This window comes from Streptomyces camelliae, from assembly GCF_027625935.1.
GTDB classification, from domain to species: domain Bacteria; phylum Actinomycetota; class Actinomycetes; order Streptomycetales; family Streptomycetaceae; genus Streptomyces; species Streptomyces camelliae.
Window position 1 is genome coordinate 5,951,914 of the sequence record NZ_CP115300.1, and the last position, 24,448, is coordinate 5,976,361.

The window sequence follows — 24,448 nt, forward strand, 5'->3', positions numbered from 1 at the left end:
CCCTTACGGCAGCGGCACTCCCAGCGGAGCCTCGGCGCTTCGCCCGGCCGGGATCCGCCAGCCCGCCGGGCCCGTGCGCAACCGCCGCCGTACCCCTCGTACCAGCGTGCCCGCCGTGAAGGTCGCGCCGTGCACGAAGCGCATCGCCGGGCCGAAGCCCGCGGCCGTGATCAGACCGGCCAGGAACAGGCCGGGGTACGACGACTCGAACTCCGGCCCCACCTCCGGCGCCGCGTCGGCGCCCGTCGCCAGCAGCTCGCGCAGTTCGGGGGAGAGCAGCCGCAGCCGGCTCCGGGTGGCCCTGAAGCCGGTCGCCGCGATCACGTGCCCGGTGCGCAGGGAGTGCACCCCGCCGTGCAGGCCGGCCGTCTCCAGCCGCAGCCCGTCCGGGACGTGACGGGCCGCCACGATCTCCCGGCCGAGCAGCACCTCCACCCGGGGCTCCACCCGCTCGCGCACCCACCAGGCGCCCGCCGGGCCGAGCGCGCCGGCCGCGATGCGGGTGCGGGTGTGTTCCGGCAGCCGTCGGTACAGGCCCGGCCGCTCGGCGTAGAACCAGTTCCGCCAGCCGGGGCCCAGACCGCTGTGCGGGGAGCGGGCCGAGCGCCACCAGGGGCGTACCCAGGGCGGTGGCACGTCATTCCAGCTCAGCCGGTCCGCGCGGGCCAGGATCCGCACCCGGGTGCCCTGTTCGGCGAGGAGCGCGGCCGTCTCCAGGGCCGCCTGGCCGCCGCCGACGACGGTCACGTCCTGGTCGCGGAAGCGGTCGAGGTCGGCGTGGTGGCTGCTGTGCGAGACCAGGGAGGGGGGCAGATGACGCAGGGGCTTCGGGATCTCGGTGAACGGCAGGACGCCCACGGCGAGTGCGACCGTGCGGGCGCTGAGCGTCTCGCCGTCCTCGGTGACGGCCTCGAAGCCGCCCGTGCGGGGCGCCACCCGGGTCACGATCCGCTCGTCGACCGCGGGTACGGCGTTGCGCGCGAACCACAGTCCGTACTCCGCGAACACCTTCAGCGGGAGCGGTTCGGCGTGCCGGGCCGTGAGGCCGCGGAAGGCGCAGAAGACGTCGAGCCGCCAACGCCCCTCCGGGTCGGAGAGGTTGGAGGCCCAGGGCTCGGACTTGAGGAACATGCCGCGCGGCATGTGGTCGAGCCAGGACGCCATGGGCCGGCCGAGGACGCGGACGTTCAGGCCGGCCGCCGCGGCGTGCGACGCGATGGACAGCCCGTACGGGCCGGCGCCCACCACCAGCAGGTCGTACATCAGCAGCTGCTCGCTTTCTCGTCGTCGCGGAAGTCGTCGGTGAGGTGAGTGAAGTGGGCGAGGTGCGTGAGTCGGGTCAGGTCGGTGGTGGCTTCGGGAGGGCTGAGGGGGCGGCCCCGGAGGCCCGCCTGGTGCACCAGGCGCCGGGCCGGTTCCGGTGCGGGGGAGGCGCGGTGCCGCCGGCCGACGACGCGGCTCGCGAGGCGCTGGGTGAGGCGGCCCGCCGCGTGCCGGCACCACAGGGCCCACATCGCCAGGCCCGGCGCCCGGTCGTCCGCCGCCCACCAGGCCAGCTCCCGGCCCCCGGGCGCGGGCCGCAGCGCGGTCAGCGGCGCGTAGTTCTCCACCACGAACTCCCGCCCGGCCAGCGGTACCCCGTCCGGCAGCGGCCGGTGCGTCATGTCCAGGTGCAGGGCGCGTACGACGTCCAGGCCGGTGCTGTCGGCGAACAGCCGGAACTGGGCGCCGGGGCGCGGGTTGAAGTCCAGCAGGTGGTAGCGGCCGGTGCTGCCGCAGCGGCGGAAGTCCAGATCGAAGATGCCCCGGTAGCCCAGCTCGCCGGTGATGCGCGCGGCCAGCGCCGACAGCTGCGGGTTGGGCGTCCACTGGCCGACCGCGGTCAGGCCGGCCCCGCGCGGCCAGGCCAGGTGCTTGCGGCCGGGGCCGCCGGCCCGGAGGGTGCCGGTGCGGTCGGCGTAGCCGTGGAAGAACCAGTCGCGGTCCGGGCCGGGCGGCAGGAACGCCTGGAGCAGCAGTGTGCTGCCCGCCTCGGCGGTGCGCAGGAACAGCTCCCGTGCCTCGCGCGCCGAGCGCACCAGCGTGGTCGAGCGCAGCCCGCTGCCGGCCGGCACGAGCCAGGGCCGGCTCCACTTGGCCACCAGCGGCAGCCCCAGCCGCCAGGCGGCGGCCGCCGCCTCGTCGGCGCTGTCCGGGACCAGGGTCACCGGGTGCGGGACGCCGGCGGCAGCGCACACCTCGGCCAGTTCCGCCTTGTCGGCGACGCGTTCGGGCAGGGTGCCGGGCTGTTCGGGCAGCAGATAGGCGGGGGCCAGCTCCTCGCGCAGCCGGCCGGCCGCGATGGCGCTCGCGTCGTCGAGCGGGATCAGCACCGCCGGACGCGCGAGGCGGGCCGCGACGTGGCGCAGCACGGCGGCGATGTCGTCGGGGGACGCGCCGGGCGGCGGCGGGGGATGCAGTTGGCGTACAAAACGCGACCTGCGGACGGGACTTCCCGTGGAATCGGCGACGACGTGCACCTCCACTCCCGCTCTGCCGAGCGAACGCACGGCACCCAGGGTGCCGTGATGAAAGGGATTCCGGTCGATCCGCAGCAATACTGCGGGAATCCGGATGTCCAGGAGCGACACGGGTATGTTTTCCTTCTCGTTCGGTTCACCGGTAAGCAGCAATCGAGCTGGCGAAATTCATATCGATATGACTGTGTGTCAATAACTGGGAAAGCAAGGTGTGTACGAATCCCAGTGGAGAGAGGAGCAGGCATGGCTCCACAGCAGCGACGGGACCGCTCCCGGCGGCTGATCGTGACGGCGGCGGCGGTCGTCGCGTCGGTCACCCTGGCGGCCGGTCCCGGATTCGCGGTGGGGAAGGGCCCGGTCGCGCCGGCTCCGCCCGCCCCGGCCCCGGCGATCCCGATGCCCCCGGCGATGCCGCCGATGCCGCCGATCCCGATGGCCCCGGCACCGGTGGCGTCGCCCCAGGTCACCCCGGCGCCGGTCACCTCACCCCGTCCGCCCGCCAAGGCCGCCGTACCGCCGTTCGGGGTGTTTCTCGACTCCGGGCCGCTCGGGGTCGCGCGGATGGCCGAGCTGAGCGCCTGGCTGGGCGGATCGGAGCTCAAGGTGGCCCACACCTATCTGCCCGGTGACCGCTGGCGGGACATCGAGGGCCCGCCCGGCTTCCTGGACGTCTGGGCGCACTGGCGGCGCGACAAGCCCGACCGGACGCTCGTCCTCAACGTGCCGATGCAGGAGCGCAATGAGGAAGGCGTGTCCGACGCCGAGGTGCGCCGGCTGCTGTGGCAGGGCGCGGCCGGCGCGTTCGACCAGCACTTCAGGGCTCTGGCCGAGCGGCTGGTGGCGCTGAAGGTGCCGGACACGGTGATCGTGCTCGGCTGGGAGATGAACGGCACCACCTACACCCATCGCTGCGGACCGGATCCGGAGAGCTGGAAGAAGTACTGGAACAGGATCGTCACCACCATGCGTGCGGTGCCGGGACAGAAATTCCGGTTCGACTTCGCGCCGAGCCGCGGCCGGGACGCCGTGCCCTGGACGGAGTGCTATCCGGGTGACAGCACCGTCGACATCATCGGCATGGATTCCTACGACCAGCCGGCCGGGGAGTCCTTCGACGAGCAGGTGAAAGAGCCCTACGGCCTGCAACAGCACGTGGATTTCGCGAAAGCCCACCGCAAGCCCATTTCCTACCCGGAATGGGGGCTCTTCCGCAACGGTGACAACGCCGAGTACATGAAACGCATGCTCGCCTGGTTCGACGAGCACAAGCCGCTGTACAACACGCTCACCGACTACTGCCCGCACGGCGTGTGGCAGTGCGGGACCAACCCCGTGGCGGCGCGGATCTACCGTGCCGCCCTGTCCGGCATCCACGAGCAGCCGACCGTGCCGGTACCCACGACACCCAAGCCGACTCCGACCCCGAACCCGACTCCGTACAAGCCTCCGGCCAACTGCTCGCCGCTGGACCTCGGCGACTGGGTGGAGTACTGGCTCGGCGGAAAGCTGTGCATCCGCTTCGACTGGTGGTCCAGGACGCGTTAGCCCTGGTGGCGTTGTCTCCACCAGTGCAGCACCTCCTTGCCCCGCTGCCGGGCGGCCGCGTCGTACAGGGCGGTCGTCAGCAGCGGGGCGGTGCGGCGCCGGGCCATCAACAGGCGCCGGTTGGCCACCGGTTCGGGCTTCCAGTGGTGCTTGTACGGCTCGTCGCCGCGCAGCAGGCTCAGCGCGCCGCGTCCGCTCACCTGACCGGTGCATGCGTCCAGCAGCATCACCGCCACGTCCGCCTTGCGTTCCCTGAGGCCCGGGTGGGCGCCGTAGAGGTAGCCGCCGGCCAGGCTGCGGGACAGCAGGGTCAGGTCCACGGCCACGACCTCGCCGTCGATCCGGAACTCGGTGACCGCGGCGTCACCCGAGCGGACCATCGGGCCGACCGCGCGCACCAGATGGGCACGGAAGCGGGGCTGGAGGTGCTCGGTCGTCACCTTCCGGCCCCGCCACTGCAGCCGGTGCAGCTCCAGCAGCCGGTCGAGCGCCGCGTCCACCTCCTCCGGTGCGACCGTCCGCCGCTCGACCCCCAGGGAGTCCAGCTTGCGCAGCTTGGCCCGCACCCGCTGCTGGGCCTTGTTCGACGGCAGTCGGGCCACCAGCCCGTCCATGGGTACGGCCGGCAGCTCCAGGCACAGGGAGTCCCGCACCATGCGGCGCGGGCCGCGCCAGCGGTCGTAGATCCGCTCCACCGCGGCGCCCGGACGGACCTCGCGGAAGTCGACCAGCGCGGTGCGGGCCGCGTCCGCCAGGGCGGTGGTGAGCGCGAGGGCGGCGCGTCCGTCGTCGGTGTCGTCCAGCAGGACGTCCGCGTAGTCGGAGATCGCCCCGCCGAGCGGCACCAGCGCGGGCAGCGGCCGGCGGACGAGCATCAGCGGTGCGGCGGCCAGCAGGTCGCGGCCGGCGCGCACCAGCAGCAGCCGGAGCCGGCCGGGGGTGCCGTACGACAGCCACCACGAGTGCAGCCAGGCGTGGTTCTGGAACGGGGTCGCGGCGGCGCACCGCCCGTGCAGCCGCTCCCAGGCCGGTGCCAGGGCGGCGAAGGCCTGCTCGTCGGTGACGAGGTCGACGGTGTGGGCGGGGTGTGCGGTGCGCGCCGTGTCGGTCGCGGTCACCGGGCGCTGTGCGCGTCCGCGGCGGCGGCCGGGGCGGGCACCGGGGCCGGGCGCACGGGCTCCTCTTCCTCCGGCCGGCGGCGCGGCCGTACGAGCAGCGCGAGGGCGCCGACCAGCCCGCCCGCGCTCGCCCCGACCAGTGCGGTCACCTTCACGGAGGCCGAGCTCGGCGCGGTCGGCTTCACCGCGCGGGAGAACTGCAGGAGTTCGACGTGCGTCTCGTCCTTGGCCTCGTCGGCGTGCCGGGTGAGCGCGCGGGCCACCGCGTTGGCCATGTCGGCGGCCAGGGCGGGCCGGTCGGCGGTGGCGGAGACGGCGACCATCGGGGCGTCCGGCGAGGTCTCGCTGCGCACGCTGTCGCGCAGGGTGTTCACCGGCACCCCGGCCCACACCTGGGCGTCGGCGAGCACCGCGAGCTGGGTGGCGACCCGGCCGTAGGCCTGTGCGAAGCCGAGGGCGGAGGCGGTGTCCGCCTTGCTGGTGGGGACGGCGATGACATAGCTGGTCGCCGTGTACGCCGGAGGCTTCACGACGCCGTACTCGACGCCGAGCAGCCCGCCCGCGACGACCCCGGCCGCCACCAGCGACCAGGCCGGGAGCGCGCGGAGACGGAAGGGACGGGAGGTGCGGTGGTTGTCGGTCATGAGGACTTCGCTCTCTGCTGGACAGGGACGTGGATGAGGGCCGGTACGGGGGCCTGAGCGGGGCCCTGTGCGGGGACCTCGACGGGGGCGTGTACGGGGACCTCGACGGTGGGGGCGGGGTGAGAGGCCGTGAGCGCCGCGGCGTAGACGTCCATGAGCCGGGCGGCGCTGCGGGTGATGCAGTAGTGGCGGGCGGCCTCGGGCGCGGTGCGCGGGCCGGGACCGGCGGCGCGGACCCCGGCGAGGGCACGGGCGTAGGCACCGGCGTCGCACGGGACACGCACCGCGCCCGGGGCGGCCTCGGGCGGCAGGTCCTCCAGCGCCGGGCAGGAGGTGTACCGCACCGGCAGTCCGGCCGCGAGCCCCTCCACGACCGCGAGCCCGAACGCCTCCTCGGCCGACGGCGCGGCGAGTACGTCCATCGCGGAGGCCAGGGCGGGCAGGTCCGGTCCGCCGGGTGCGCCGGGCGACCCGTCGGCGATGTACGGCCGCTCGCCCGCGAGAACCACCCGGTCGGACACCCCCACCGCCCGTGCCGTCCGCCGCAGTGCGGGCTCCTCCGGGCCGGCGCCCACCAGCAACAGTCGGCAGTCCTCCGGGAGTCGGGCCAGGCAGTGGAGGAGGACGTCGAAGCGTTTGCCGGGGGTGAGGCGGCCGATGGCGCCGATGACGAAGGCGTCGGCGGGCAGGCCGAGGGCCTCGCGGGCGCGTAGCCCGGCCGCCGGGTCGTAGGCGAACCGGGCCAGGTCGATGCCGTTGGGCACGACCGTGACGCGTGGCGCGGGCACGCCCCAGCGGGTGAGACGGGCGGCGACCGTGGGGGAGACGGCGACCGTGGACCGGCCGAGCCGCTCGCCCAGCAGATACAGCCCGCGCACCCCCGCCGTGAGCGGCCGGCCCTCCATCTGGGTGTCGCCGAGGGAGTGTTCGGTGGCGACGACCGCGCGGACCCCGGCCAGCCGGGCGGCGATCCGGCCGTACAGGCAGGCCCGGTAGAGGTGGGTGTGCACGAGGTCGTAGCGGCCGCGCCGGATCAGGCGGGTCAGGCGGGGCAGCGCGGCCAGGTCGCGGTTGCCGGTCATGCCGAGATGGGTCACCCGGACCCCGTCGGCAGCGAGCCCGTCCGCCACCGGGCCGGGGTCGGTCAGCGTCACCACGTCGCAGTCGATGGGCAAGTGCCGTAGCAGCAGCCGGAGTTGCTGCTCGGCTCCGCCGACACCGAGGCCCGTGATGATGTGCAGCGCCTTCATCGCAGCCCCTCGACGGGACGCCGGCGCAGCCGGTGCAGGCGGTGCTTCAGGAACAGCCGTACGGCGTTGTCGTTCTGCCCGATGTACACGCGCGGCAGGACGTGCGGGCCGTTCAGCTCGCCGGGGTCGACGGCGCAGCCGTAGCCGTACCCGGCCGCCCGTACGGCGTCCATGGCGCGCCGGTCGACGGTGCCGTACGGGTAGCAGAAGCCGGTGACCTCGGTACCGGTCAACTCTTCCAGAACGGCGCGGCTCTCGGCGGTCTCGGCGGCCAGCAGGCTGTCGTCCGCGCGCGTCAGATCGACGTGGGTGAGGCCGTGCGAGCCGATCTCCACGCCCGCGGCGGCGGCCCGCCGGATCCCGTCGGCGGTCAGCAGGGGCTTGCGCGGGCCGAGCAGGTCCCAGTCGTTGCGGCCGCCGAGCCGGCCGGGCAGCACGAAGAGAGTGGCCGTACATCCCCAACGGGTGAGGACGGGAAGGGCGTTGGTGAGGAAGTCGGCGTATCCGTCGTCGAAGGTGAGGCCGACCAGGTTGCGGCCCTCGCCCCGCGCGCGGGCGGCGAGCAGCTCGGCCATGGACACACCCCGCAGCCCCCGCCGGCGCAGCCAGCGCAGCTGCCGGTCCAGCCGGTCGGGGGTGACGGTGACGAGGTACGGGTCGTCGGAGCAGTCGCCGACCGAGTGGTACATGGCGATCCAGGGGGCCGGGCCGGATCTGGAGAGCCGGGGCGGGGCGGGGGTCTCAGCGATGGAGGACATGGGCGAGCTTTCGGGTCAGGGTCGGTACGGTACGGAGGGCGGCGGCGCAGCCCCGGTCGCCCAGGGCCCGGCCGAGCACGACGAACATGACGATCACGGTGGTGCCGCCGGCGAGCAGACCGGCGAGCGGTGACGCGAACGACTCGGCGACGTAGGCACCGCCGAGGGCGGCGACCGTGGCCGCCCGCAGCGGCCGGCTCAGCTCGCGCAGCACGCCCGGGGTCCGGATCGGCACACTGCGGGCTCCCATGCCGGCGAGCAGCAGAACGGCGGTGACGGTGATGCCGGTGGCGTTGGCGGCGGCGATCCCGGTGACGCCCCAGGAACCGACCGTCCAGGCACCCATCCAGGACGTCGCGACGATCCCGGCGGCCATCGCGCCGACCGGGTACCAGGTGGCGCGGCCCGCCGAGAAGTAGGAGCGGACCAGGGCGCCGGTGAGCGTCTGGCCGAGCAGCCCGAGCGCGTAGACCCGCATCACTCCGGCGGTCGCGGCGGTGTCCTGGGCGGTGAACGCGCCGCGCTGGAACAGGAGTTGGACCAGCTGCGGGGCGCAGGCCGTGACGGCGGCGGTGCCGAGCAGCACCAGCGTGGCGGCCACCGCCAGATCCCGCTCCACCCGGGCCCGGGCCCGCTCGGTGTCGCCCTCGGCGAGCGCCCGCGCGACCACCGGGAAGGTGACCGTGCACAGCATCAGCGACAGGGACATCGGGATCTGCGCGACCTTCTGGGCGTAGTTCAGGTGCGAGATCGCCCCGGCGGGCAGGCCGGAGGCGAGGAACCGCTCGATCAGCACCTGGGACTGCCGGCACAGCGCGAACAGCAGGACGGTCGCCAGCAGGGTCACGTCCATCGCGCGGGGTTCGGCTGCCGCCCCGGTCCCGGTCCCGGGCGCGGTGCCGGCCGCGCGGTGATGCGGGCGCAACTCTCTTACAAGCGCTGGAAGTTGTACGGCGACCATGAGGAGCCCGCCCGCGGCGACCCCGAACGCGGCGGCGCGTACGCCCCAGTGGGTGCCGAGCGTGTACATCGCCGTGATGATGCCGAGGTTGTAGGCGATGTAGATGGCGGCCGGGGCGAGGAAGCGGCGGTGGGCGCGCAGGGCGGCACTGCAGTAGCCGGCGAGGCCGAAGCTGAGCACACAGGTCGCGGTGAGCCGGGTGCAGTCCACGGCGAGCCCGGGGTCGGACAGGCCCGGCGCGAGCGCCGCCACGAACTGCGGGGCGCCCAGCGCGAGCAGACCGCCCACGGCTGCGAACGCCAGCGTCAGCCGGGGCAGCGTACCGGCGACCAGCGCCCGCACCGGGTCCCCGACAGCCCCCTGCGCCCGCCGGGCCAACGCCCCGCTGAACGCCGGGACCAGCGCGAACGCCAGCCCGTCCTCGATCAGCAGCGTGGCCGCGAACTCCGGCACGGTCCAGGCGATGAGAAACGCATCGGTGTCCCGCCCGGCCCCGAACAACCGCGCCAGCGACTGATCCCGCACCAGCCCGAGCACGGCGGCCATGACCGAGAGCGAGGCGGTGACCAGCGCGGCCCGGGCGAGGAAACGGCGGGTGGGCGGGGGGTGGCGGTCGGAGGATCGGCCGGGGGGTTCGCCAGGGGGCCGGCGGGGGGTGGTCAGGTCCGGCGCGTGGGCGGCAGCTCGGGCGCCGGTGGGTGCGAGGGTGACCGGCTCGGTGCCGGTGGGTGCGAGGGTGACCGGCTCGGTGCCGGTGGGGGCGCCGGCCCTGGTGCGGTGGGCGTAGTCGGTGGACCGGGCATCGGCGAGCGCCGCGGTCGGCTCGTCAGCGGAGGGCGCCACCGGACGGGGCTCCGCGGGCGTGACGGATCCGGGCCCGATACCTGCGACGGACCCGAACTCGGCAGATGCGGCGCATCCGGGCTCGGCAGCGGCGGAGTGTGTGCGTGGCTCGGGCTCGACGGGCACGGACGCGCGGGCCACCGGCACCGAGGTATCGCCGACTCCCGTTCCCTCTTCCTGACCCGGCACCGCACCGGTCCTCGGGCTCGTCATCCGACCCGCCCCGGCCGCAGACGCCGTACCCGCACCCGGGTTCGCGACCCGCAGGGCACGGCGCGCCGTGCCCGCACCCGGCCGCGCTGCCCGCAGGGCTCCGGACGCCGCACCCGCATCCGGCCCCGAGGCCCACAGGGCACCCGCATGGTCGGCCCGTAGGGCACAGCGCGCCGTACCCCCACCTGGCCCCGCTGCCCGCAGGGCTCCGGACGCCGCACTCGCATCCGGGCCCGTGGCCCGAAGGGCACCAGGCGCAGTGCCCGTACCCCCGCCCGCCCACGCCCCCGGCAAGGCGCCAGCATTCTCGACGTCGGCCTCATCGCAGTGCCGCCTTCTCCGTGACCGCCCCCCGCGCCGCCGGTGCGCACGACGCGGCCGGTGTGTCGGAGGTGTCGGTGGTGGGGAGGGACCACCAGGCGATCAGGCCGAAGCAGACCGCCGTCAGTACGGTCGAGGGGCCGCCGATGTCGGCGTAGGCGAAGTCGACGAGTTGCCAGATCAGCAGGCCGCAGGCGGTCAGGGCGCAGTCCAGGCCACGGGCGCCGGGGGCCCGGGAACGCCACAGGCCGCGCAGGGCGCACACCAGCAGGGCCAGCCAGGCGCCGGCGAGACAGAGCAGGCCGGTCAGGCCCTGTTCGGCGAGGACCAGCAGGTACATGTTGTGCGGGGAGAGCAGGGGCTGGCGGCGGTACGCGGCGCCCGCGCCCTCCGTGTCGCTGCCGGAGGACAGGGCCAGGGAGGCGTGTCCGTCCCGGTACTCGGGGAAGCCCTTCAGACCGACGCCGGTCAGCGGCTGCCCGCGCCACATGTCGACCGCCGCCGCCCACATCGTGTACCGGTCGGTGACCGACTGGTCGGGCGCGTCGGTGACCTGGGTGATGCTGTCGATCCGCTCCTGGAGCATCGCCGTACCCGCCCCGAAACCACCCACCAGCACCACGCACACGGCCACCACCACCGCGCCTGTCTTGAGCGCCCGGCGCACACCCGCCAGCACCAGTTGCGCCGTGAGCGTCACGACGGTGGCGATCCAGGCGCCCCGGCTGAAGGAGACCGCCAGCGGGAGCAGCAGGGCGAGAGCGCAGGCGGTCGCCGTCAGGCGGGTGCGTGCCTGGCCCCGGCCCAGTGCCAGGCCCACCGCGCAGACCAGCCCGAAGGACACCACCGTCGCCATGCCCATCACGTCCGACGGCCCGAAGGTGCCGACCGCGCGGATGTCCTCGCCCTGGTACGAGGCGCCGGTGCCGGTGACGTACTGGTGCACGCCGACCGCGCCCTGCCACCCCGCGAGTGCCACGAACGCCCAGGCCAGCAGGCGGAAGTCGCGGCGGTCGCGGATGAGCAGGAGCACGGCGGCCGGGACCAGGACGAAGATCTGGAGATAGCGGCCGAGGCCGGCGATCCCGGCGCCCGGCGAGACCGCGTGCAGTGCGGCCAGCGCCAGACCGGGCACGGGCAGGGCGAGGATCAGCGCCGCTCGCCGGGTCAGCGGCCGGCTTCGCGTGCGCAGGAGGCGTACGGCGCAGTAGGCGACCACCAGCGCGGACAGCGCGTCGGCGGGGCCCGCGCCGCCCTCGCCGCCGGGGGCGACCGGCAGGGCGAGCAGCGCGATCACGGCCGCCACCGGCAGCACCGGGGAGAAGCGTACGGGGCGGTGGCGCAGGGGCAGGGTGAGGGCCATCGGTCAGCTCCCTGTAGAGCGCACGAGCGCGGCGGCGGTGCGCAGCAGCACGCAGATGTCCTGCCACAGCGACCAGTTGTCGATGTAGGCGTTGTCGAAACGGGCCCGGTCCTCGATGGAGGTGTCGCCGCGCAGCCCGTGGACCTGGGCGAGCCCGGTGATGCCGGTCCGCATCCGGTGGCGGGCCGCGTAGCCCGGGTAGGCCTGGCTGAACTGCGAGACGAAGTACGGCCGTTCCGGGCGCGGGCCCACCAGGCTCATGTCACCCCGCAGCACGTTCCACAGCTGGAGGAGTTCATCGAGCGAGGCCTTGCGCAGGAACCGGCAGAAGGGGCTCATGCGCAGCTCGCCGGCCACGCTCCACCGCGTGGCCGCCTCGTGCGCGTCGACCGGGCGGTGGGTGCGGAACTTCAGCAGGGTGAAGGGGCGGCCGTCCATGCCGATGCGTTCCTGCCGGAACACCACCCCGGGTCCGTCGGTGTGCCGCAGCACCGCCGCGCACACCAGCAGCACCGGGCTGACCAGCACCAGCAGTGTTCCGGAGACCAGCACGTCCAGCAGCCGCTTGGCGGTGCCGCCGCGCCGCCGCGAGCCGAGGTCGAGCCGCCGTACGGCGAACCCGGCGAGCTGGTCGCGCATCTCGTACGACGGTGAGTCCGCGTCCAGCTCCCACACCGTGCAGCCCGACTCGGCGAGCGCCCGCAGCAGCGGGCCCTTCGCGGTGCGTACGGCGGGATCGACGGTGAGCACGGCCCGCACCCCGTTCTGGATCAGCGCCCGCTCGACCTCCTCGCCGCTGGTGAGCACGGGCAGGCCGGCACCGTGGCCGCCGTCGGGGTGGTCGGCCACCACGCCCACGGGCCGCACTCCGCAGCGCGGGTGGCGCAGCAGCGCGGCGGACACCCGCTGCGCGGTCGCGGCGGGCCCGATCACCAGGGCGGTGCGCGGCCGGCGCAGAGTCGCGACCCGGCGCCGCCAGTGCACCGCGCCGCGGCCCGCGCAGGCCGCGGCCGCGTGCAGCGCCCAGCCGAGCAGCAGGGTGCGGGCGGTCAGGGCGCGTTCGGGGTCGTAGGCGGCGAGCAGCGCGGCGAGGGCCAGCCAGGCCACCGCGATCCGCCCGCACACCGTGGGCAGTTCGTCGAGCACACCGGGCACGAGCCGCGCCGTGTGCGGGCGCAGCAGCAGCGCGGCGCAGACCAGCGCGGCGACCAGCACCGGCCGGCGCGCGGGCTCCTCCAGCGCGAGCGCGCCGGCCAGCGCCGCGAGCAGGTCGGCGGTGAGCAGGGGCAGCGGCGAGGCAGGCCGGCCGGGCGGGCGGCGCAGCGGGAACCGGAAGCCGCCGGCCGTGCGGGCCGGCAGGACCGAGACGGACCCGGTCGGGAATCCGGGGTCCCAGGGCTGTGCGCCGGGGGAGGGGACGGTGCTTTCCGCGGTCACGGGTGGATGGACTCCCTGCACTCGGAGGGCACGCACGGTGCTGTTTCGCCGGCGGCGCCGAGCAGTTCGCGGTAGAGGGCCGCGATGTGCTCGGCGGTGTGCCGCACGTCGTGCGTGGACAGGACGTGCCGGCGCCCCCGGTCGCCGAGCGCGGCACGCAGGGGCGGGTCGGACAGCAGCCCGGCGACCGCCCCGGCCAGCGCCGCGGGGTCCTCCGGGGGGACCAGACAGCGGTCGGCCAGGGTGGGCGGCAGGCTCTCGCGGGCGCCGTCGACGTCGGTGACCACGACCGGCCGGCCGCAGCCCAGCGCCTCCAGCGGGGCGAGCGCCATGCCCTCCCAGCGGGAGGGGAGCACGACCAGGTCGGCGGCCCGGTACCAGGGCACGACGTCGGCGACCGCGCCGGTGAACTGGACGGAGGGGTGGGCGCGTTGCCGTAGGACCTCGCGGTCCGGACCGTCACCGACGAGGACGAGCCGCGCCCGCGGTACGGCGGCGAGCACCTGCTCCCAGGCCCGCAGCAGGACGTCCTGGCCCTTCTGACGGCACAGGCGGCCGACGCACACGACGAGAGGGCCGGGTACGAGGGGGGTGGCGGGCCCTGGTGAGAAGCGGGTCGTGTCGATGCCGTTCGGGACCACGGCGTACGCGGCGCGTACCCCGGCGCGCAGGCCCGTTTCGCGCTCCGCCTCGCTGACGCACACCACCCGGTCGGCCCAGCGCGCCCCCCAGCGCTCCCAGCGGAGCGCGAGTGCCGCGGTGGGGCCGCCGACCGCCTCGAAGGACCAGGCGTGCGGCTGGAACACGGTCGGGATCCGGCCGCGGACGGCGAGCCGGGCGGCCAGACCCGCCTTCGCGCTGTGCGCGTGCACCAGTTCGGGCCGTACCTCGTCGATCAGCCGTACGAGCCGCCGCACCTCGCCCGGCAGCCCCGGCCCGGGGGAGCGGCCGGCCTGCCAGTGGTGCACCTCGGCGCCCACCGCCCGCAGCCCGGCGGCCAGTTCACCGCCCGGACAGGCCGCCACCACGTGCAGACGCGCCGCGAGCTGGGCGCGGGCCAGGTCCAGGACGACCCGGGCGACCCCGCCGTCGACGGGCTGCGCGAGGTGCAGGATCCGTGGCCGGGGGGCGGGTGCTGACTGGTGCATCGACGGATACCTCGCTCACAGGGGCGCTCGGGACAGCGGTCGGGAACGCGCCTCACACCTGTGCGTCCACGGCGGCGAAGAGCACGCCGGCCCACGCCGCGTCCTGCTGGGAAACGAGCCGGAAGCCCGGCTGGTCACCACCGCCCCGCAGAGCCGGGCCGAGATCGAACACGTCGGAGTCGTAACCGAGGGTGTTGGCGTAGGCAGGGATCCGCCGGGCGGGTGCGGCACCCGGCTCGCTGATCGTGGAGTTCAGTACGTCGTCCGGCGGATTGACGGAATCGCCCAGAGCGACGGGCGCACGCCGGGGCCCGGGGGAGAGTGTGAGCCGGTCGCCCACGCTGCCCCGGTCGCCGTCGTACGCCACGATGCCGACTGTGCCGCCCCCGCCGGTCGGCACCCGCACGCCGTTCAGCCGGACCTCGACCGGCGAGTCCAGGGCGTCGAAGCCGTCCCACAGGGACAGGTCCCGCAGCGGCTGCGCCGGGTTCTCGTACGCCACCACCAGCGTCCAGCCGCCCCATGCCCCGGCCGCCGACCGGCCCTTGGCGATGTCGATCTGCGCCACGGTGTACAGCCCCGAACCGCTCGCCCGGACCAGGCCGGTGACGTCGGCCGAGGCCTGGTAGGCGTCCGCGCCGTGCGCCACCTGATGGCCCACGACCGTGTCGGCGAGGACTTCCTTGTACGCCCCGCCCGGCTCGGCGACCAGCACCCGCCCGTCGTCGCGCGCCGGTTTCTGTTCCCCGGCGAGCAGATTGCCGCCCCAGTACAGCCGGGCGTACGTCACCCGGCCGCCCCTGGGGACGCGGACCTCGGCGCGGGAGGAGTTGTAGGTGTTGGGGTCCTTGTCGACGTCGACGTAGGACATGTCGAAGCTCTCGTTGGTCCCGGCGCGCCCCTGCCGTGCCGCGTCGCAGGAGGGTGTCTTGGGACCGCGGCAGCCGATACCGGCGTTGGCGGCGCGGACGAACCCACCGTGCAGCACGGCGTGATAGCGCTCGGCGAACGCCAGGCGCGGGGTCTCGGGGGAGGGTGGTGCGGTCGGCCGGGCGAGGGCCGGGGAGGCGAGGGCGAGGGCACCCGCCGTGGTGCACAGCAGGGGACCCAGGAGCTTGCGCATGAGCGGCGGTGCCCTTTCGCACGGAATGCAGAGGCCCGCAACTCTAGTGGGCATGCGGATTAATCCGGAGAAACCGGATAAGTGTGTCCGAAGTGTGAAGGGGAGACCTTCGAGCACATCACCCCATTGGCGGCACAACTCCCGGCGCCGGGGCGCGTTGACACAGCGCCGGGCATCCGCCCGGATGTTTGTCTCGAATCCCAAGGAGTACCTCTCCATGTCGCGTATCGCGAAGGGTCTGGTCCTGACCTCCGCCGCCGTCGCGGTCGTCGCCGGCGGTGCCGGTGCGGCCTCCGCCGACTCCGACGCCAGCGGCGTCGCCGCCCACTCGCCGGGTGTGATCTCGGGCAACGTCCTCCAGATCCCGATCCACGTGCCGATCAACGTCTGCGGCAACTCCGTGAACTTCATCGGTCTGCTCAACCCGGCGTTCGGCAACACCTGCGTCAACGGCTGACGGCGGGGGCGCAACCCTTCGGCCGGCCGGCCGCCCCGCGCCCCCGTCGGGGGGCGGACGGCTGGTTTTGGGCTCCGGACGGATCACAAAGAGTGTTCGAGCGGTTGCGGAGCGCGATCGGTCAACAGACGGTGGGCATCAGGTCCCGATGTACACCGAAAGGAACACCCTTATGCGTGGTCTGCCCGCGCGGCGCCTTGCGTCCACCACTCTCTGCGCCGCCGTCCTGGTCGGTATCACCGGCCCGGCAGCCGTCGCCGCCGATTCGGCCGGAGAGCGAGCCCACAGCTCCTCCCAGCCCGCCGTGCCGGGCGCGGAGAAGCTGCTCGCCCAGGTCAGAGCCCTGGACAACTCCGGTTCCGTTCTCCAGCCGGTCGTCGACCTGCTCAAAGTGTCCCTGCAGAAGGGCAAGCTGCCGGCCGCCGAGGCCAGGAAGCTCGGCGATGCTGCCCACCAGGCCATCGCCGAGGCGGCGAAGTCCGACCCGGCCTCGCTGACGAAGCCCACGACGCCCGCCACCCCCACGACAGCCGCGAAACCCACCGCCCCGGCCAAGCCGTCGACTTCGACAGTGCCGGTGGCGGCCAAGCCGTCGACTTCCACCGTGCCTGCCGCGGCCAAGCCGTCGGCGTCCGCCGTACCCTCAGCCGCCAAGCCGACCGCATCGGCCGCGTCCAAGCCGGCCGTCCCCACGGCGACCGCGGCTCCCACGGCTCCCGCCGTCCCGAGCGCCGTGCCGTCGGTCGCCGCGAAGCCGTCGAAGCCTGCGAAGCCCACTGCTACGGCGGTCCCCTCGACCCCCGCCGTCCCGTCCACGTCCGCCGTACCGTCCACCCTTCCCTCGACGTCCGCCGTCCCCTCGACGTCCGCCGGGACGTCGGCGCTCCCCTCCGCCGCCACCTCCAAGCTCCCCGCGGCGGCCCCGGCCGTTCCGGTGGCCGCGAGGTACCTCGACGACGGGAAGCCGCCCTCGTCCCGTGACCTCACCTCCGACGCGCTGGCCAATCTGGAGAAGGCCGTCGACAGCCTGGTGAAGGCAGTCACCTCCGACCTGTCCGCGGTGCTCTCGTCCGCCACCGGCGTGGTGTCCGGCCTGGTCAACCTGCTGACGACCACGCTCCTCGGCAGCGGCCTGCCCTCTCCGAGCCTGACCTCCCTGGCCTCGCTGCCGTCCGCGCCGTCGCTGGCGGCTCTGCCCGCGACCAGCTGACCCCGGCCGTCACCACCGTCTCAGCCGCCGTGCCCCGTGCGGGCGCGGCGGCTGAGCGCTTTTCCCGCTCATATGTCTTCTCGGCGCGGGGTTTCCGGCCCGGCCGGGTCTCGTTAGGCACGGCGTCAGAACTCCCTGGGGTGACGTGAGTTGCCGAAGAAAGGAACACGATGAAGTCCCTGAAGGCTGCCGCTGTCGTTGCCGGTTCCGTGGCCCTCGCGGGCGTCGCCGCGCCCGCGTTCGCCTACAACGCCGCCGACGTGACGCCCACCAGCCTCAACGGCGCCGTCAACCAGCTCACCAAGGCTCCGCTCACCCTCGACGACGCGATGCCGCTGCAGCACCAGTCGGACGCGCTCAACACCGAGAACAAGCACTCCGTGCTCAACACGGTCAAGCGCGTGACCGGCGCGGTGAACCAGCACAACCCGCTGCTCGGCGGACTGCCCCTGCAGAGCTGACACCCCGTTCGCCCCCGCGCGCGACGTTCCGGCCCCGCTTCCCTCGTTCGTGTGGAGCGGGGCCGGGCACTGGTCCGGAAGGGTGAGAAGCCGCCCGGTGGCGCGCGGACGCGTCGATAAGGTCGCGCGGTGACCTCAACCTCAAGCGACCTCCGCCCGGCCGACCTCGGCACGCTCGTCCTCCTGGCCTGGAGCGGCGAGGCCCCCGACGGCGCCGACATGCCCTACCTGCTGGCCTACTCCCTCGGTGACGCCGAGGGCGGCCCGCAGACCACCGCGGCCGCCGTCGAGAAGCTGCTGACCAGCAACGGGCTGCCGGTCGGCGGCGACCTGGTCGACGGCAACGGCCGGCCCAGCCTCCCCGTCAGCCTGCTGGTCGAGGCCGGCCAGGCCGTCGTACGGATGCCGCAGCTGGTCGCCCAGGCCGACGCGCCCGAGGAGTGGCTCGCCGCCATCGCCGAGCGCGGCTACGCCTACCTCGTGTTCACGACCCGCGCCTGGCCCGAGGGCGAGCCCGGCAAGACCGTCGAGCCGGCCGACCTGGCCGCCTTCGCCGGTGCCGACGAGACCCTGAAGGCCGCCGCGCACGTCGTCCTGCCGGCTGGCAGCGTGCGCCGCTGATGGTCAGGGCCCTGGCCGGCGGCCGGGGGTTCGGGCTGCTGCTGGTGCTCACCGGGGCGGCCGGCCTGCTCGCCTCCTGGGTCATCACCCTCGACGAGTTCAAGCTGCTGAAGAACCCGAACTTCGTCCCCGGGTGCAGCCTGAACCCGGTGGTGTCCTGCGGCAGCGTGATGAAGAGCGCCCAGGCCTCGGTGTTCGGGTTCCCCAATCCGATGCTGGGTCTGGTGACCTACGGCGTCGTCGTGTGCGTCGGCATGAGCCTGCTGGCCGGGGCCCGCTTCCCCGGCTGGTACTGGCTGCTGTTCGAGGCCGGCTGCCTGTTCGGCGTCGGGTTCGTCTCCTGGCTGCAGTTCGAGTCCCTGTACCGGATCAACGCGCTGTGCCTGTGGTGCTGTCTCGCATGGGTCGCCACGATCCTGATGTTCTGGTACGCCACCTCGCTGATCGTCAGAACCGGTTACGTGCCCGCGCCCGGCTGGCTGAAGCGCTTCTTCGCCGAGTTCACCTGGGTGCTCCCGGTGGTGCACATCGGCGTGATCGGCATGCTCGTCCTGACCCGCTGGTGGGACTTCTGGACCAGCTGAAGAGACCAGCTGAAGAGACCAGCTGAAGAGTGACGAGCCGACAATTACGGCAGCCGGGGGAATTGTGCAGTGAAGCGGTTTTCCGGCTCGTTACGCGGTACGGACGTCGAACTCCCGCATCCTGAAAGGGACCGTACCTGACATGAAGTCGACCACCCGAGGAACCCTTGCCGCCGTCATCACGGGCGTCGCGGCCGCCGTGGGGGCAGCGGCCACCCCCGCCGCCGCGGTCGGCGCGGTCCCCATTCCCGTGCCGCTGGAGGGCGTCTCCGAGTCCCTCGGCATGGAGGTGCCGAAGGCCGGTCTGGAGCTGCCCCTGCTGACGCCGGGCACCCCCGACGGGCCCCGCTACGCCACCGGCCGCCTGCTGCCCGACCGCACCCTGCCCCAGCTGCCGGTGACGGGTGCCCTTCCCGGTGCCGACCTGCGTGCCCCGCTCCCGCGGCTCCTGGGCGACCAGTTCGACCACGTGGGCGTCGACGCCCCGGCCTCCGACCTGCGCACCCTGGGCCCCGGCCTGAACGTGGACGCCCCCCTGACCCAGCCCGACCCCGACAACTTCGGCCTCCCGGACCTGAAGCTCCCCGAGGCGGGCGTCCTGGCCCCGGTGCTCCAGACGGCGGCGGGCGGGGACCTGTCCAGCGGGCCCGGTCTGTAGAACCGCATCTCACCTTTCCCCACCGGATGGCTCTGCCGCGGTGACCCTCGGCGGGTTCTTCCGGTTAGCCGGTACGGGCGCCCGGTCGTGGGCGTCCGGACCGGTGGGAGGAGTGCGCGATGGTCGTCGGTGTCGACGCGGTGGCGGCGGGTGCGAGGCGGCAGGGGAGAGCGGGGGCGGCGGGGGCGTCACGGAGAGAGGCGGGGCGGGGGCTGCTGGCCTCCGTCGCCGCGCTGGCGCTGGCCCCGGTCGCCGCCGCCTCACGGTCCGACCCGCCGGCACAGGCCCAGGGCGGCGGCTCCTTCGACGAGACCCACCGGGGCCGCCGCATCCAGGGTGCGCTGGTGCCCGTCGCGGGGCGCGGGGCGGCCGAGGGCGACTGGCGGATCACCGTCGACGGACGTCCGCTGCACCTGATGCGGCGGGCCGACGGCACCTGGCTGAGCATGGTCGACCACTACACGTCGTACCGCACACCGCTGGAGGCGACCCGGGCCGCCGTGGACGAGATGGGGCCCGGGCAGAGGCTGCGTGAGCCGGCGTCGGCGCCGATGGCCGGGGCGCACCAGGGGCATCGGACGGGGTGTCGGATGGGGGGTTCCGATGGCGTACGTGCGTAAGGACGTCAGCACGCTGACCGCGAGCGAGCGGCGCCGGTTCGTGAACGCGCTGCTGGAGCTCAAACGGCGTGGCGAGTACGACGAGTTCGTCCGCATGCACCTCGACTACTACACCCCCGACGGCGAGACCGGCCTGCGCACCGCGCACATGGCACCGTCGTTCCTGCCCTGGCACCGCCGCTTCGTGCTGGAGCTGGAGGGGGCCCTGCGCCGGGTCGACTCCTCGGTGACGGTGCCGTACTGGGACTGGACCCGGGACCGTACGACGACCTCCGTGCCCTGGACGCAGGATCTCCTCGGCGGCAACGGGCGGCGCTCCGACCGGCAGGTGATGACGGGGCCGTTCGCCTACGCGGCGGGCCACTGGCCCCTCAAGGAGGGCATCACCGACGGCGCGTTCCTCACCCGGGACCTCGGCCGCGCCGCCGCCCCCATCCAGCTGCCGACCAGGAGCGACCTGCAGTGGGCGCTGGACGATCCGGTCTACGACGTCCGGCCCTGGGACTCCACGGCCACCCGAGGCTTCCGCAACAAGCTGGAGGGCTGGGGGAACGGTAGCGGCAGCGCCTCCTGGCGCAACCACAACCGGGTGCACCGCTGGGTCGGCGGGGCGATGCTCGGCGGGGCGTCGGTCAACGACCCCGTCTTCTGGCTGCATCACGCCTTTCTCGACCTGCAGTGGCAGCGCTGGCAGTGGGCGCACCGCGAGCACCGCTATCTGCCGGCCGAGCAGCCCGGCGCCGACGACGACCAGCACGACCGGGTCGTCGCCCGCTACGAGAAGCTCCCGCCGTGGGACGAGACCCCGGACCAGCTGGAGGACCTGAGCCGGATCTACCGGTACGCCTGACCACCCCGGACATGTGACCACCCCGGACATGGGGAAGAGCCCCGGCGCTCGGAGTGCCGGGGCTCTCGCCTGTCACGGTCGGCTCAGTGGCCGTAGCCGCCCTCGCCGTGGTCGCCCTCGCCGTGGTCGCCGTAGCCGCCGGGGCCAGGGTTGCCGGGCTTGCCGGGCTTCTCCTCCTCGCCGCCCTTGTTGACGCAGGTGTTGCCGAAGGCCGGGTTCAGCAGGGCGATGACGTCGACCGTGTTCCCGCACACGTTGACCGGGATGTTCACCGGGACCTGGACGGTGTTGCCGGACACGACACCCGGCGAGCCGACGGCCGCACCCTGGGCGCCCGCGTCGGCCAGGGCCAGTCCGGCCCCGCTGACCACCACGGCACCGGTGCCGAGGGCGACAGCGGCTGCCTTCGCGATGCGAGACATCACGTTCTCCTTTTGTTGCTCGGTAAGGGCGGCGGCAGGGAGCCACCGCACTTCCCGTTCAACGGCGCCGCGCGGAGCTGGTCACGGTGATCGCCGGGGGATCACCCTTTTCACCCTCCCCGCGACGTCTCTAGGGCAGCCGGCGTACCGGCGCACCGGCCAGGAAGGCCTGGATGTTCTCCACCGCCTGGCCGTAGTACGTCGTGTAGTTGGACCGTGAGACATAGCCGAGGTGGGGCGTGGCGAGCAGGCGGGGCGCGGTGCGCATCGGGTGGCCGGCGGGCAGCGGCTCGATGTCGAAGACGTCGACGCCGGCGCCCGCGATCCGGCCCTCGTGCAGCGCGGCCAGCAGCGCATCCTGGTCGACCACCGATGCCCGGGAGGTGTTGACCAGATAGGCGGTCGGCTTCATGAGGGCCAGTTCGGCGGCACCGATGAGGCCGCGCGTGGCGTCCCCGCCGGGCACCTGCACGGAGACGAAGTCGCTGCCGGCGAGCAACTCCTCTTTGGAGTTGGCCAGTTCGACCCCTTGCCCGGCGGCGCGCTCCTTGGTCAGGCGGGGGCTCCAGGCGCTGACCCGCATGCCGAAGGCGAGGCCGACCTGGGCCACCCGGCCGCCGATCCGGCCGAGGCCGAGGATGCCGAGCCGGGCGCCGTGCAGATCGGCGCCGACGGTGGACTGCCAGGGGCCGCCGGTGCGCAGCGCGGTGTTCTCCTGGACGATCCCGCGGGCCAGCCCGAGGATGAGCGCCCAGGTCAGCTCGGCGGGCGGGATGCCCGAGCTCTGTGTGCCGCACACGGTGACGCCGTGGCGCTCGGCGGCGGCGTAGTCGATGACGCTGTTGCGCATGCCGGAGGCGATGAGCAGCCTGAGCCGGGGCAGGCGGGCGAGCAGGGTGCCGGGGAAGGGGACCCGTTCGCGCAGGGTGACGACGATGTCGTAGCCGCCGAGGGCCTCGGCGAGGGCGTCCTCGTCGGCGAGGTGCTCGCGCAGCGCGACGACCTCGACCTCGTCCTCGATCACCGACCAGTCCGCCAGTTCGGTGGCCACGCCCTGGAAGTCGTCCAGTACCGCACAGCGAAGTCGCACGTCGATTCTCCCTTCCCCGTTCGGGGACTCTAACCCGCGGGGCAGGGGCAATGCGGAGGGCGGGTGGGTTCGTGGGGATGCGGAACGTGCATCCCCATTTCGTTCGTGAGGCGGATCACAAGGCGATATCAAGACGAACTGTGCGGCGCTACCTTAGGGGGTTGCCGCCTCCGGCCCAGCGATGCGCGGGAATGCGGCGCCATGAAGAAAAATGCCCCGTCTGGGGTGGGGCATCGAGACAGGGGGACCCGTGCCTTATCCGGCTGCAGCGCAGTTTCTGCGCACAGCGATTCCCGACATCGTCCGCTCCTATCAGAGCGCGCTGCGGGCGGTCCGCAGTCCGCTGGCGACGCGCAAGGAGGCGTGGCCGAAGTGCCGCGACCAGGCGCAGGCGATCGTCGAGGACTGTGTCACGGCGCTGATGGGCGAGCAGCCGTCGCCGCCCGCCGAGGCCCGCAGGTACTCGCATCTGGTGGGCGTCGACCGGGCCACGCAGGGGATCGCGGTGGCCGAGTCGGTGCGTGCCGTGGACATCCTGTGGAGCGCGATGCAGCCGGCCGTGCGCAGTGCCGTGAGCTGCGAGGCGGCGGCCCGGCGCACCGCCGCGCTGCTGGTGATCAGCACGGCGTTCCGGGCCAGTTCGGGCAGCCGGCTCTACGCCGGAGCCGTCGGGTACGACGCCGCGCCGCCCCCGCTGCCCGAGGAGCCGGCGGAGGAGGAGGCCCGCTCCGACGCCTCCGGCGAGACCCCGGTGCAGTCGGCCGCCTGCGCGGGGCTGTCGCAGCGTGAGAGACAGGTGCTGGAGAGGGTGGCGAGAGCCATGACCAACAGCCAGATCGCCCGTGACCTCGGCATCGAGACGGCGACCGTGAAGCGGCACCTCAACAACATCTACGCCAAGCTCCAGGCCGAATCCCGGATCGACGCCATCAACAAGGCTTACGGGCGGCGCTGAGACGCTCCGCTCCGAGGTGTCGTCGGGGTGGCCGGCGGCACCGAGTTCCGGCCCGGCTGGGCCCGGGTGCCGTGGTGCGGGTGGGCGCGGCGCCGGGTCCGAGTCGGCTGGGCCCGGGTGCCCGTGGCCGACGGTGGCACCGGGTTCCGAAACGGCCGGGCCCCGGCCGGGCGCGGGGTCATGTCCCTCGCTCCGGCCGGGGCTCCGGCGTGTCCGGCCCGGCTGACGTCCGTGCCGTCGGTGTGTGCCCGGCTTCGGGTCCGTGGCTCACCGCATCGTCGTCGTCGCGTGCAGCACCAGGGCCGCGACCATGACGAGGTTCGCCGTGTACTGGGTGCGCATGAAGGCGCGGTAGGCGCTGCGGCGCGTGTGCTTGTCCGCGCCCTCGATCCGGGCGGTGCGCACGATCTGCACCACCACACAGACGGCTCCGACGGCCACCGGGACCATCGCCGCGAGCGTCAACGGCGCCCAGCGCAGCGCCGCCAGGACCCCGCCCGTACCGACGGCCAGCGCGCCCGCCGCACCGAGCGCCCGCGCCAGCCAGGCGCCATGGCGTACCGCCACGGTACGGCGCCCGCCGGTGGCGTCCCCGTCGACGTCACTGAGGTCCTTGACCACCGATCCCACCAGGGCCATCCAGGCGCTCATGACGGTGGCGAAGACGAGTCCGGCCGTGTCCAGCCCGCCGCCGGCGGTGGCAGCACCGCCCGCGAACGAGGTCCAGCCGAGACCGAACACCACGACCGCGCACGCACTGCTCCAGCGCTTCGCGGGAAAAGGCGGCGCCGAATAGATCCAGCCCAGCAAGAGGAATGCCGCAGTCCAGATCGTGAGTCCGGGAACGAATTGCGAAAGGAGAAGGGAACCCGCGGTGGCGCCCGCGGTCAGGAAAGCGGCCGTCCTTTCCGGCAGATCCCCCCGTGCGATCGGCCGGACGGACCCATTGGCGCGGTCCTCCTTGACGTCCATGACGCCATTGATGAGGTAGGCGGCGACCACGGCCAGCCACCAGGCGAGAGCGCCGACGACCAACTGCTCCGGGTTCGGCCCGTGTTGACGCGAGGTGAATGCGGTGCCCAATGCGTACCGCAGAAGGAAGACGATCTGAACGGTCGGGCGCGCCTCCACCAGAGAAAGACGTGCGTAACGAAAGACGAGGCTGGGTCGCGCCTTGGAGATGAGTATTCCGTCGGTTATCTCGGCCACGACGATCACGTTACGAGGCTCTCCGGCGCCGGGTGAGGCATCTGCACCCTAGGGTGCATCCCCCCGAA

General features: G+C 73.8%; 24 protein-coding genes. 10 read left to right on the top strand and 14 right to left on the bottom strand.

Annotation, left to right across the window (positions count from 1 at the left end; genetic code table 11):
* Nucleotides 1-3: 3 nt before the first annotated feature.
* Nucleotides 4-1,263 carry an NAD(P)-binding domain-containing protein gene (locus O1G22_RS27245; protein ID WP_270083726.1) on the bottom strand — a complete coding sequence of 420 codons (1,260 nt, stop codon included), beginning with the start codon at nucleotides 1,261-1,263 and terminating at the stop codon, nucleotides 4-6.
* Nucleotides 1,263-2,630: a carboxylate--amine ligase gene (locus O1G22_RS27250; protein WP_270083727.1), complete on the bottom strand. Its 1,368-nt coding sequence runs from the start codon at nucleotides 2,628-2,630 to the stop codon at nucleotides 1,263-1,265. The genes O1G22_RS27245 and O1G22_RS27250 overlap by 1 nt, the downstream gene beginning before the upstream one ends.
* 132 nt (nucleotides 2,631-2,762) lie before the next feature.
* Between O1G22_RS27250 and O1G22_RS27255 the strand changes: the two genes are divergently transcribed.
* Nucleotides 2,763-4,064 (top strand): glycoside hydrolase family 26 protein, encoded by a 1,302-nt coding sequence (locus O1G22_RS27255; RefSeq protein ID WP_270083728.1) that lies wholly within the window; start codon nucleotides 2,763-2,765, stop codon nucleotides 4,062-4,064.
* On the opposite strand, the gene O1G22_RS27260 is transcribed toward O1G22_RS27255, so the two are convergent.
* From O1G22_RS27260 to O1G22_RS27300, 9 genes are all read right to left on the bottom strand, one after another.
* Nucleotides 4,061-5,182 carry a GNAT family N-acetyltransferase gene (locus O1G22_RS27260; RefSeq protein WP_270083729.1) on the bottom strand — a complete coding sequence of 374 codons (1,122 nt, stop codon included), beginning with the start codon at nucleotides 5,180-5,182 and terminating at the stop codon, nucleotides 4,061-4,063. The two genes, O1G22_RS27255 and O1G22_RS27260, sit on opposite strands and share 4 nt — an antisense overlap.
* Nucleotides 5,179-5,826 carry a YveK family protein gene (locus tag O1G22_RS27265; protein WP_270083730.1) on the bottom strand — a complete coding sequence of 216 codons (648 nt, stop codon included), beginning with the start codon at nucleotides 5,824-5,826 and terminating at the stop codon, nucleotides 5,179-5,181. The genes O1G22_RS27260 and O1G22_RS27265 overlap by 4 nt, the downstream gene beginning before the upstream one ends.
* The gene (locus tag O1G22_RS27270) at nucleotides 5,823-7,076 is read right to left on the bottom strand and encodes a glycosyltransferase (RefSeq protein ID WP_270083731.1); all 1,254 of its coding nucleotides are present in this window, start codon (nucleotides 7,074-7,076) and stop codon (nucleotides 5,823-5,825) included. The genes O1G22_RS27265 and O1G22_RS27270 overlap by 4 nt, the downstream gene beginning before the upstream one ends.
* Nucleotides 7,073-7,765 carry a polysaccharide deacetylase family protein gene (locus O1G22_RS27275; RefSeq protein WP_428986511.1) on the bottom strand — a complete coding sequence of 231 codons (693 nt, stop codon included), beginning with the start codon at nucleotides 7,763-7,765 and terminating at the stop codon, nucleotides 7,073-7,075. Before O1G22_RS27275 ends, O1G22_RS27270 begins: the two co-directional genes overlap by 4 nt.
* 52 nt (nucleotides 7,766-7,817) lie before the next feature.
* The gene (gene murJ, locus O1G22_RS27280) at nucleotides 7,818-9,851 is read right to left on the bottom strand and encodes a murein biosynthesis integral membrane protein MurJ (RefSeq protein ID WP_428986409.1); all 2,034 of its coding nucleotides are present in this window, start codon (nucleotides 9,849-9,851) and stop codon (nucleotides 7,818-7,820) included.
* A 319-nt stretch (nucleotides 9,852-10,170) separates the two neighbouring features.
* Nucleotides 10,171-11,535, bottom strand: coding sequence for an O-antigen ligase family protein (locus O1G22_RS27285; protein ID WP_270083733.1), 1,365 nt, complete (start codon nucleotides 11,533-11,535; stop codon nucleotides 10,171-10,173).
* A gap of 3 nt (nucleotides 11,536-11,538) precedes the next feature.
* Nucleotides 11,539-12,972, bottom strand: coding sequence for an exopolysaccharide biosynthesis polyprenyl glycosylphosphotransferase (locus O1G22_RS27290; protein WP_270083734.1), 1,434 nt, complete (start codon nucleotides 12,970-12,972; stop codon nucleotides 11,539-11,541).
* A complete protein-coding gene (locus O1G22_RS27295) occupies nucleotides 12,969-14,120 on the bottom strand; it encodes a glycosyltransferase (protein WP_270083735.1) in 1,152 nt (383 codons plus the stop codon). Before O1G22_RS27295 ends, O1G22_RS27290 begins: the two co-directional genes overlap by 4 nt.
* A gap of 52 nt (nucleotides 14,121-14,172) precedes the next feature.
* Nucleotides 14,173-15,243, bottom strand: a complete 1,071-nt coding sequence (locus O1G22_RS27300; protein ID WP_270083736.1) for a DUF3344 domain-containing protein — start codon at nucleotides 15,241-15,243, stop codon at nucleotides 14,173-14,175.
* Nucleotides 15,244-15,460: 217 nt separating this feature from the next.
* Here O1G22_RS27300 and O1G22_RS27305 point away from each other — a divergent pair, with 217 nt between their 5' ends.
* From O1G22_RS27305 to O1G22_RS27340, 8 genes are all read left to right on the top strand, one after another.
* Nucleotides 15,461-15,700 carry a chaplin gene (locus O1G22_RS27305; RefSeq protein WP_270083737.1) on the top strand — a complete coding sequence of 80 codons (240 nt, stop codon included), beginning with the start codon at nucleotides 15,461-15,463 and terminating at the stop codon, nucleotides 15,698-15,700.
* Between the two features lie 172 nt (nucleotides 15,701-15,872).
* The gene (locus tag O1G22_RS27310; protein ID WP_270083738.1) at nucleotides 15,873-16,910 is read left to right on the top strand and encodes a hypothetical protein; all 1,038 of its coding nucleotides are present in this window, start codon (nucleotides 15,873-15,875) and stop codon (nucleotides 16,908-16,910) included.
* A gap of 170 nt (nucleotides 16,911-17,080) precedes the next feature.
* Nucleotides 17,081-17,371 carry a hypothetical protein gene (locus O1G22_RS27315; protein ID WP_270083739.1) on the top strand — a complete coding sequence of 97 codons (291 nt, stop codon included), beginning with the start codon at nucleotides 17,081-17,083 and terminating at the stop codon, nucleotides 17,369-17,371.
* A gap of 129 nt (nucleotides 17,372-17,500) precedes the next feature.
* Nucleotides 17,501-17,992 carry a DUF5949 family protein gene (locus O1G22_RS27320; RefSeq protein WP_270083740.1) on the top strand — a complete coding sequence of 164 codons (492 nt, stop codon included), beginning with the start codon at nucleotides 17,501-17,503 and terminating at the stop codon, nucleotides 17,990-17,992.
* Nucleotides 17,992-18,576, top strand: coding sequence for a vitamin K epoxide reductase family protein (locus tag O1G22_RS27325; RefSeq protein WP_270083741.1), 585 nt, complete (start codon nucleotides 17,992-17,994; stop codon nucleotides 18,574-18,576). Before O1G22_RS27320 ends, O1G22_RS27325 begins: the two co-directional genes overlap by 1 nt.
* A 142-nt stretch (nucleotides 18,577-18,718) precedes the next feature.
* Nucleotides 18,719-19,234, top strand: coding sequence for a hypothetical protein (locus O1G22_RS27330; RefSeq protein ID WP_270083742.1), 516 nt, complete (start codon nucleotides 18,719-18,721; stop codon nucleotides 19,232-19,234).
* 119 nt (nucleotides 19,235-19,353) lie between these two features.
* Nucleotides 19,354-19,854, top strand: a complete 501-nt coding sequence (locus tag O1G22_RS27335) for a tyrosinase family oxidase copper chaperone (RefSeq protein ID WP_270083743.1) — start codon at nucleotides 19,354-19,356, stop codon at nucleotides 19,852-19,854.
* Nucleotides 19,838-20,704, top strand: a complete 867-nt coding sequence (locus tag O1G22_RS27340; protein WP_270083744.1) for a tyrosinase family protein — start codon at nucleotides 19,838-19,840, stop codon at nucleotides 20,702-20,704. The genes O1G22_RS27335 and O1G22_RS27340 overlap by 17 nt, the downstream gene beginning before the upstream one ends.
* Nucleotides 20,705-20,787: 83 nt before the next feature.
* On the opposite strand, the gene O1G22_RS27345 is transcribed toward O1G22_RS27340, so the two are convergent.
* Together O1G22_RS27345 and O1G22_RS27350 are read right to left on the bottom strand one after the other, a co-directional pair.
* A complete protein-coding gene (locus O1G22_RS27345) occupies nucleotides 20,788-21,126 on the bottom strand; it encodes a chaplin (RefSeq protein WP_270083745.1) in 339 nt (112 codons plus the stop codon).
* Nucleotides 21,127-21,256: 130 nt separating this feature from the next.
* Nucleotides 21,257-22,216, bottom strand: a complete 960-nt coding sequence (locus O1G22_RS27350) for a D-2-hydroxyacid dehydrogenase family protein (RefSeq protein ID WP_270083746.1) — start codon at nucleotides 22,214-22,216, stop codon at nucleotides 21,257-21,259.
* A gap of 250 nt (nucleotides 22,217-22,466) precedes the next feature.
* Between O1G22_RS27350 and O1G22_RS27355 the strand changes: the two genes are divergently transcribed.
* Nucleotides 22,467-23,171: a helix-turn-helix transcriptional regulator gene (locus O1G22_RS27355; protein ID WP_225096419.1), complete on the top strand. Its 705-nt coding sequence runs from the start codon at nucleotides 22,467-22,469 to the stop codon at nucleotides 23,169-23,171.
* A 267-nt stretch (nucleotides 23,172-23,438) separates the two neighbouring features.
* On the opposite strand, the gene O1G22_RS27360 is transcribed toward O1G22_RS27355, so the two are convergent.
* Nucleotides 23,439-24,389 (bottom strand): UbiA family prenyltransferase, encoded by a 951-nt coding sequence (locus tag O1G22_RS27360; RefSeq protein ID WP_270083747.1) that lies wholly within the window; start codon nucleotides 24,387-24,389, stop codon nucleotides 23,439-23,441.
* Nucleotides 24,390-24,448: the final 59 nt, after the last annotated feature.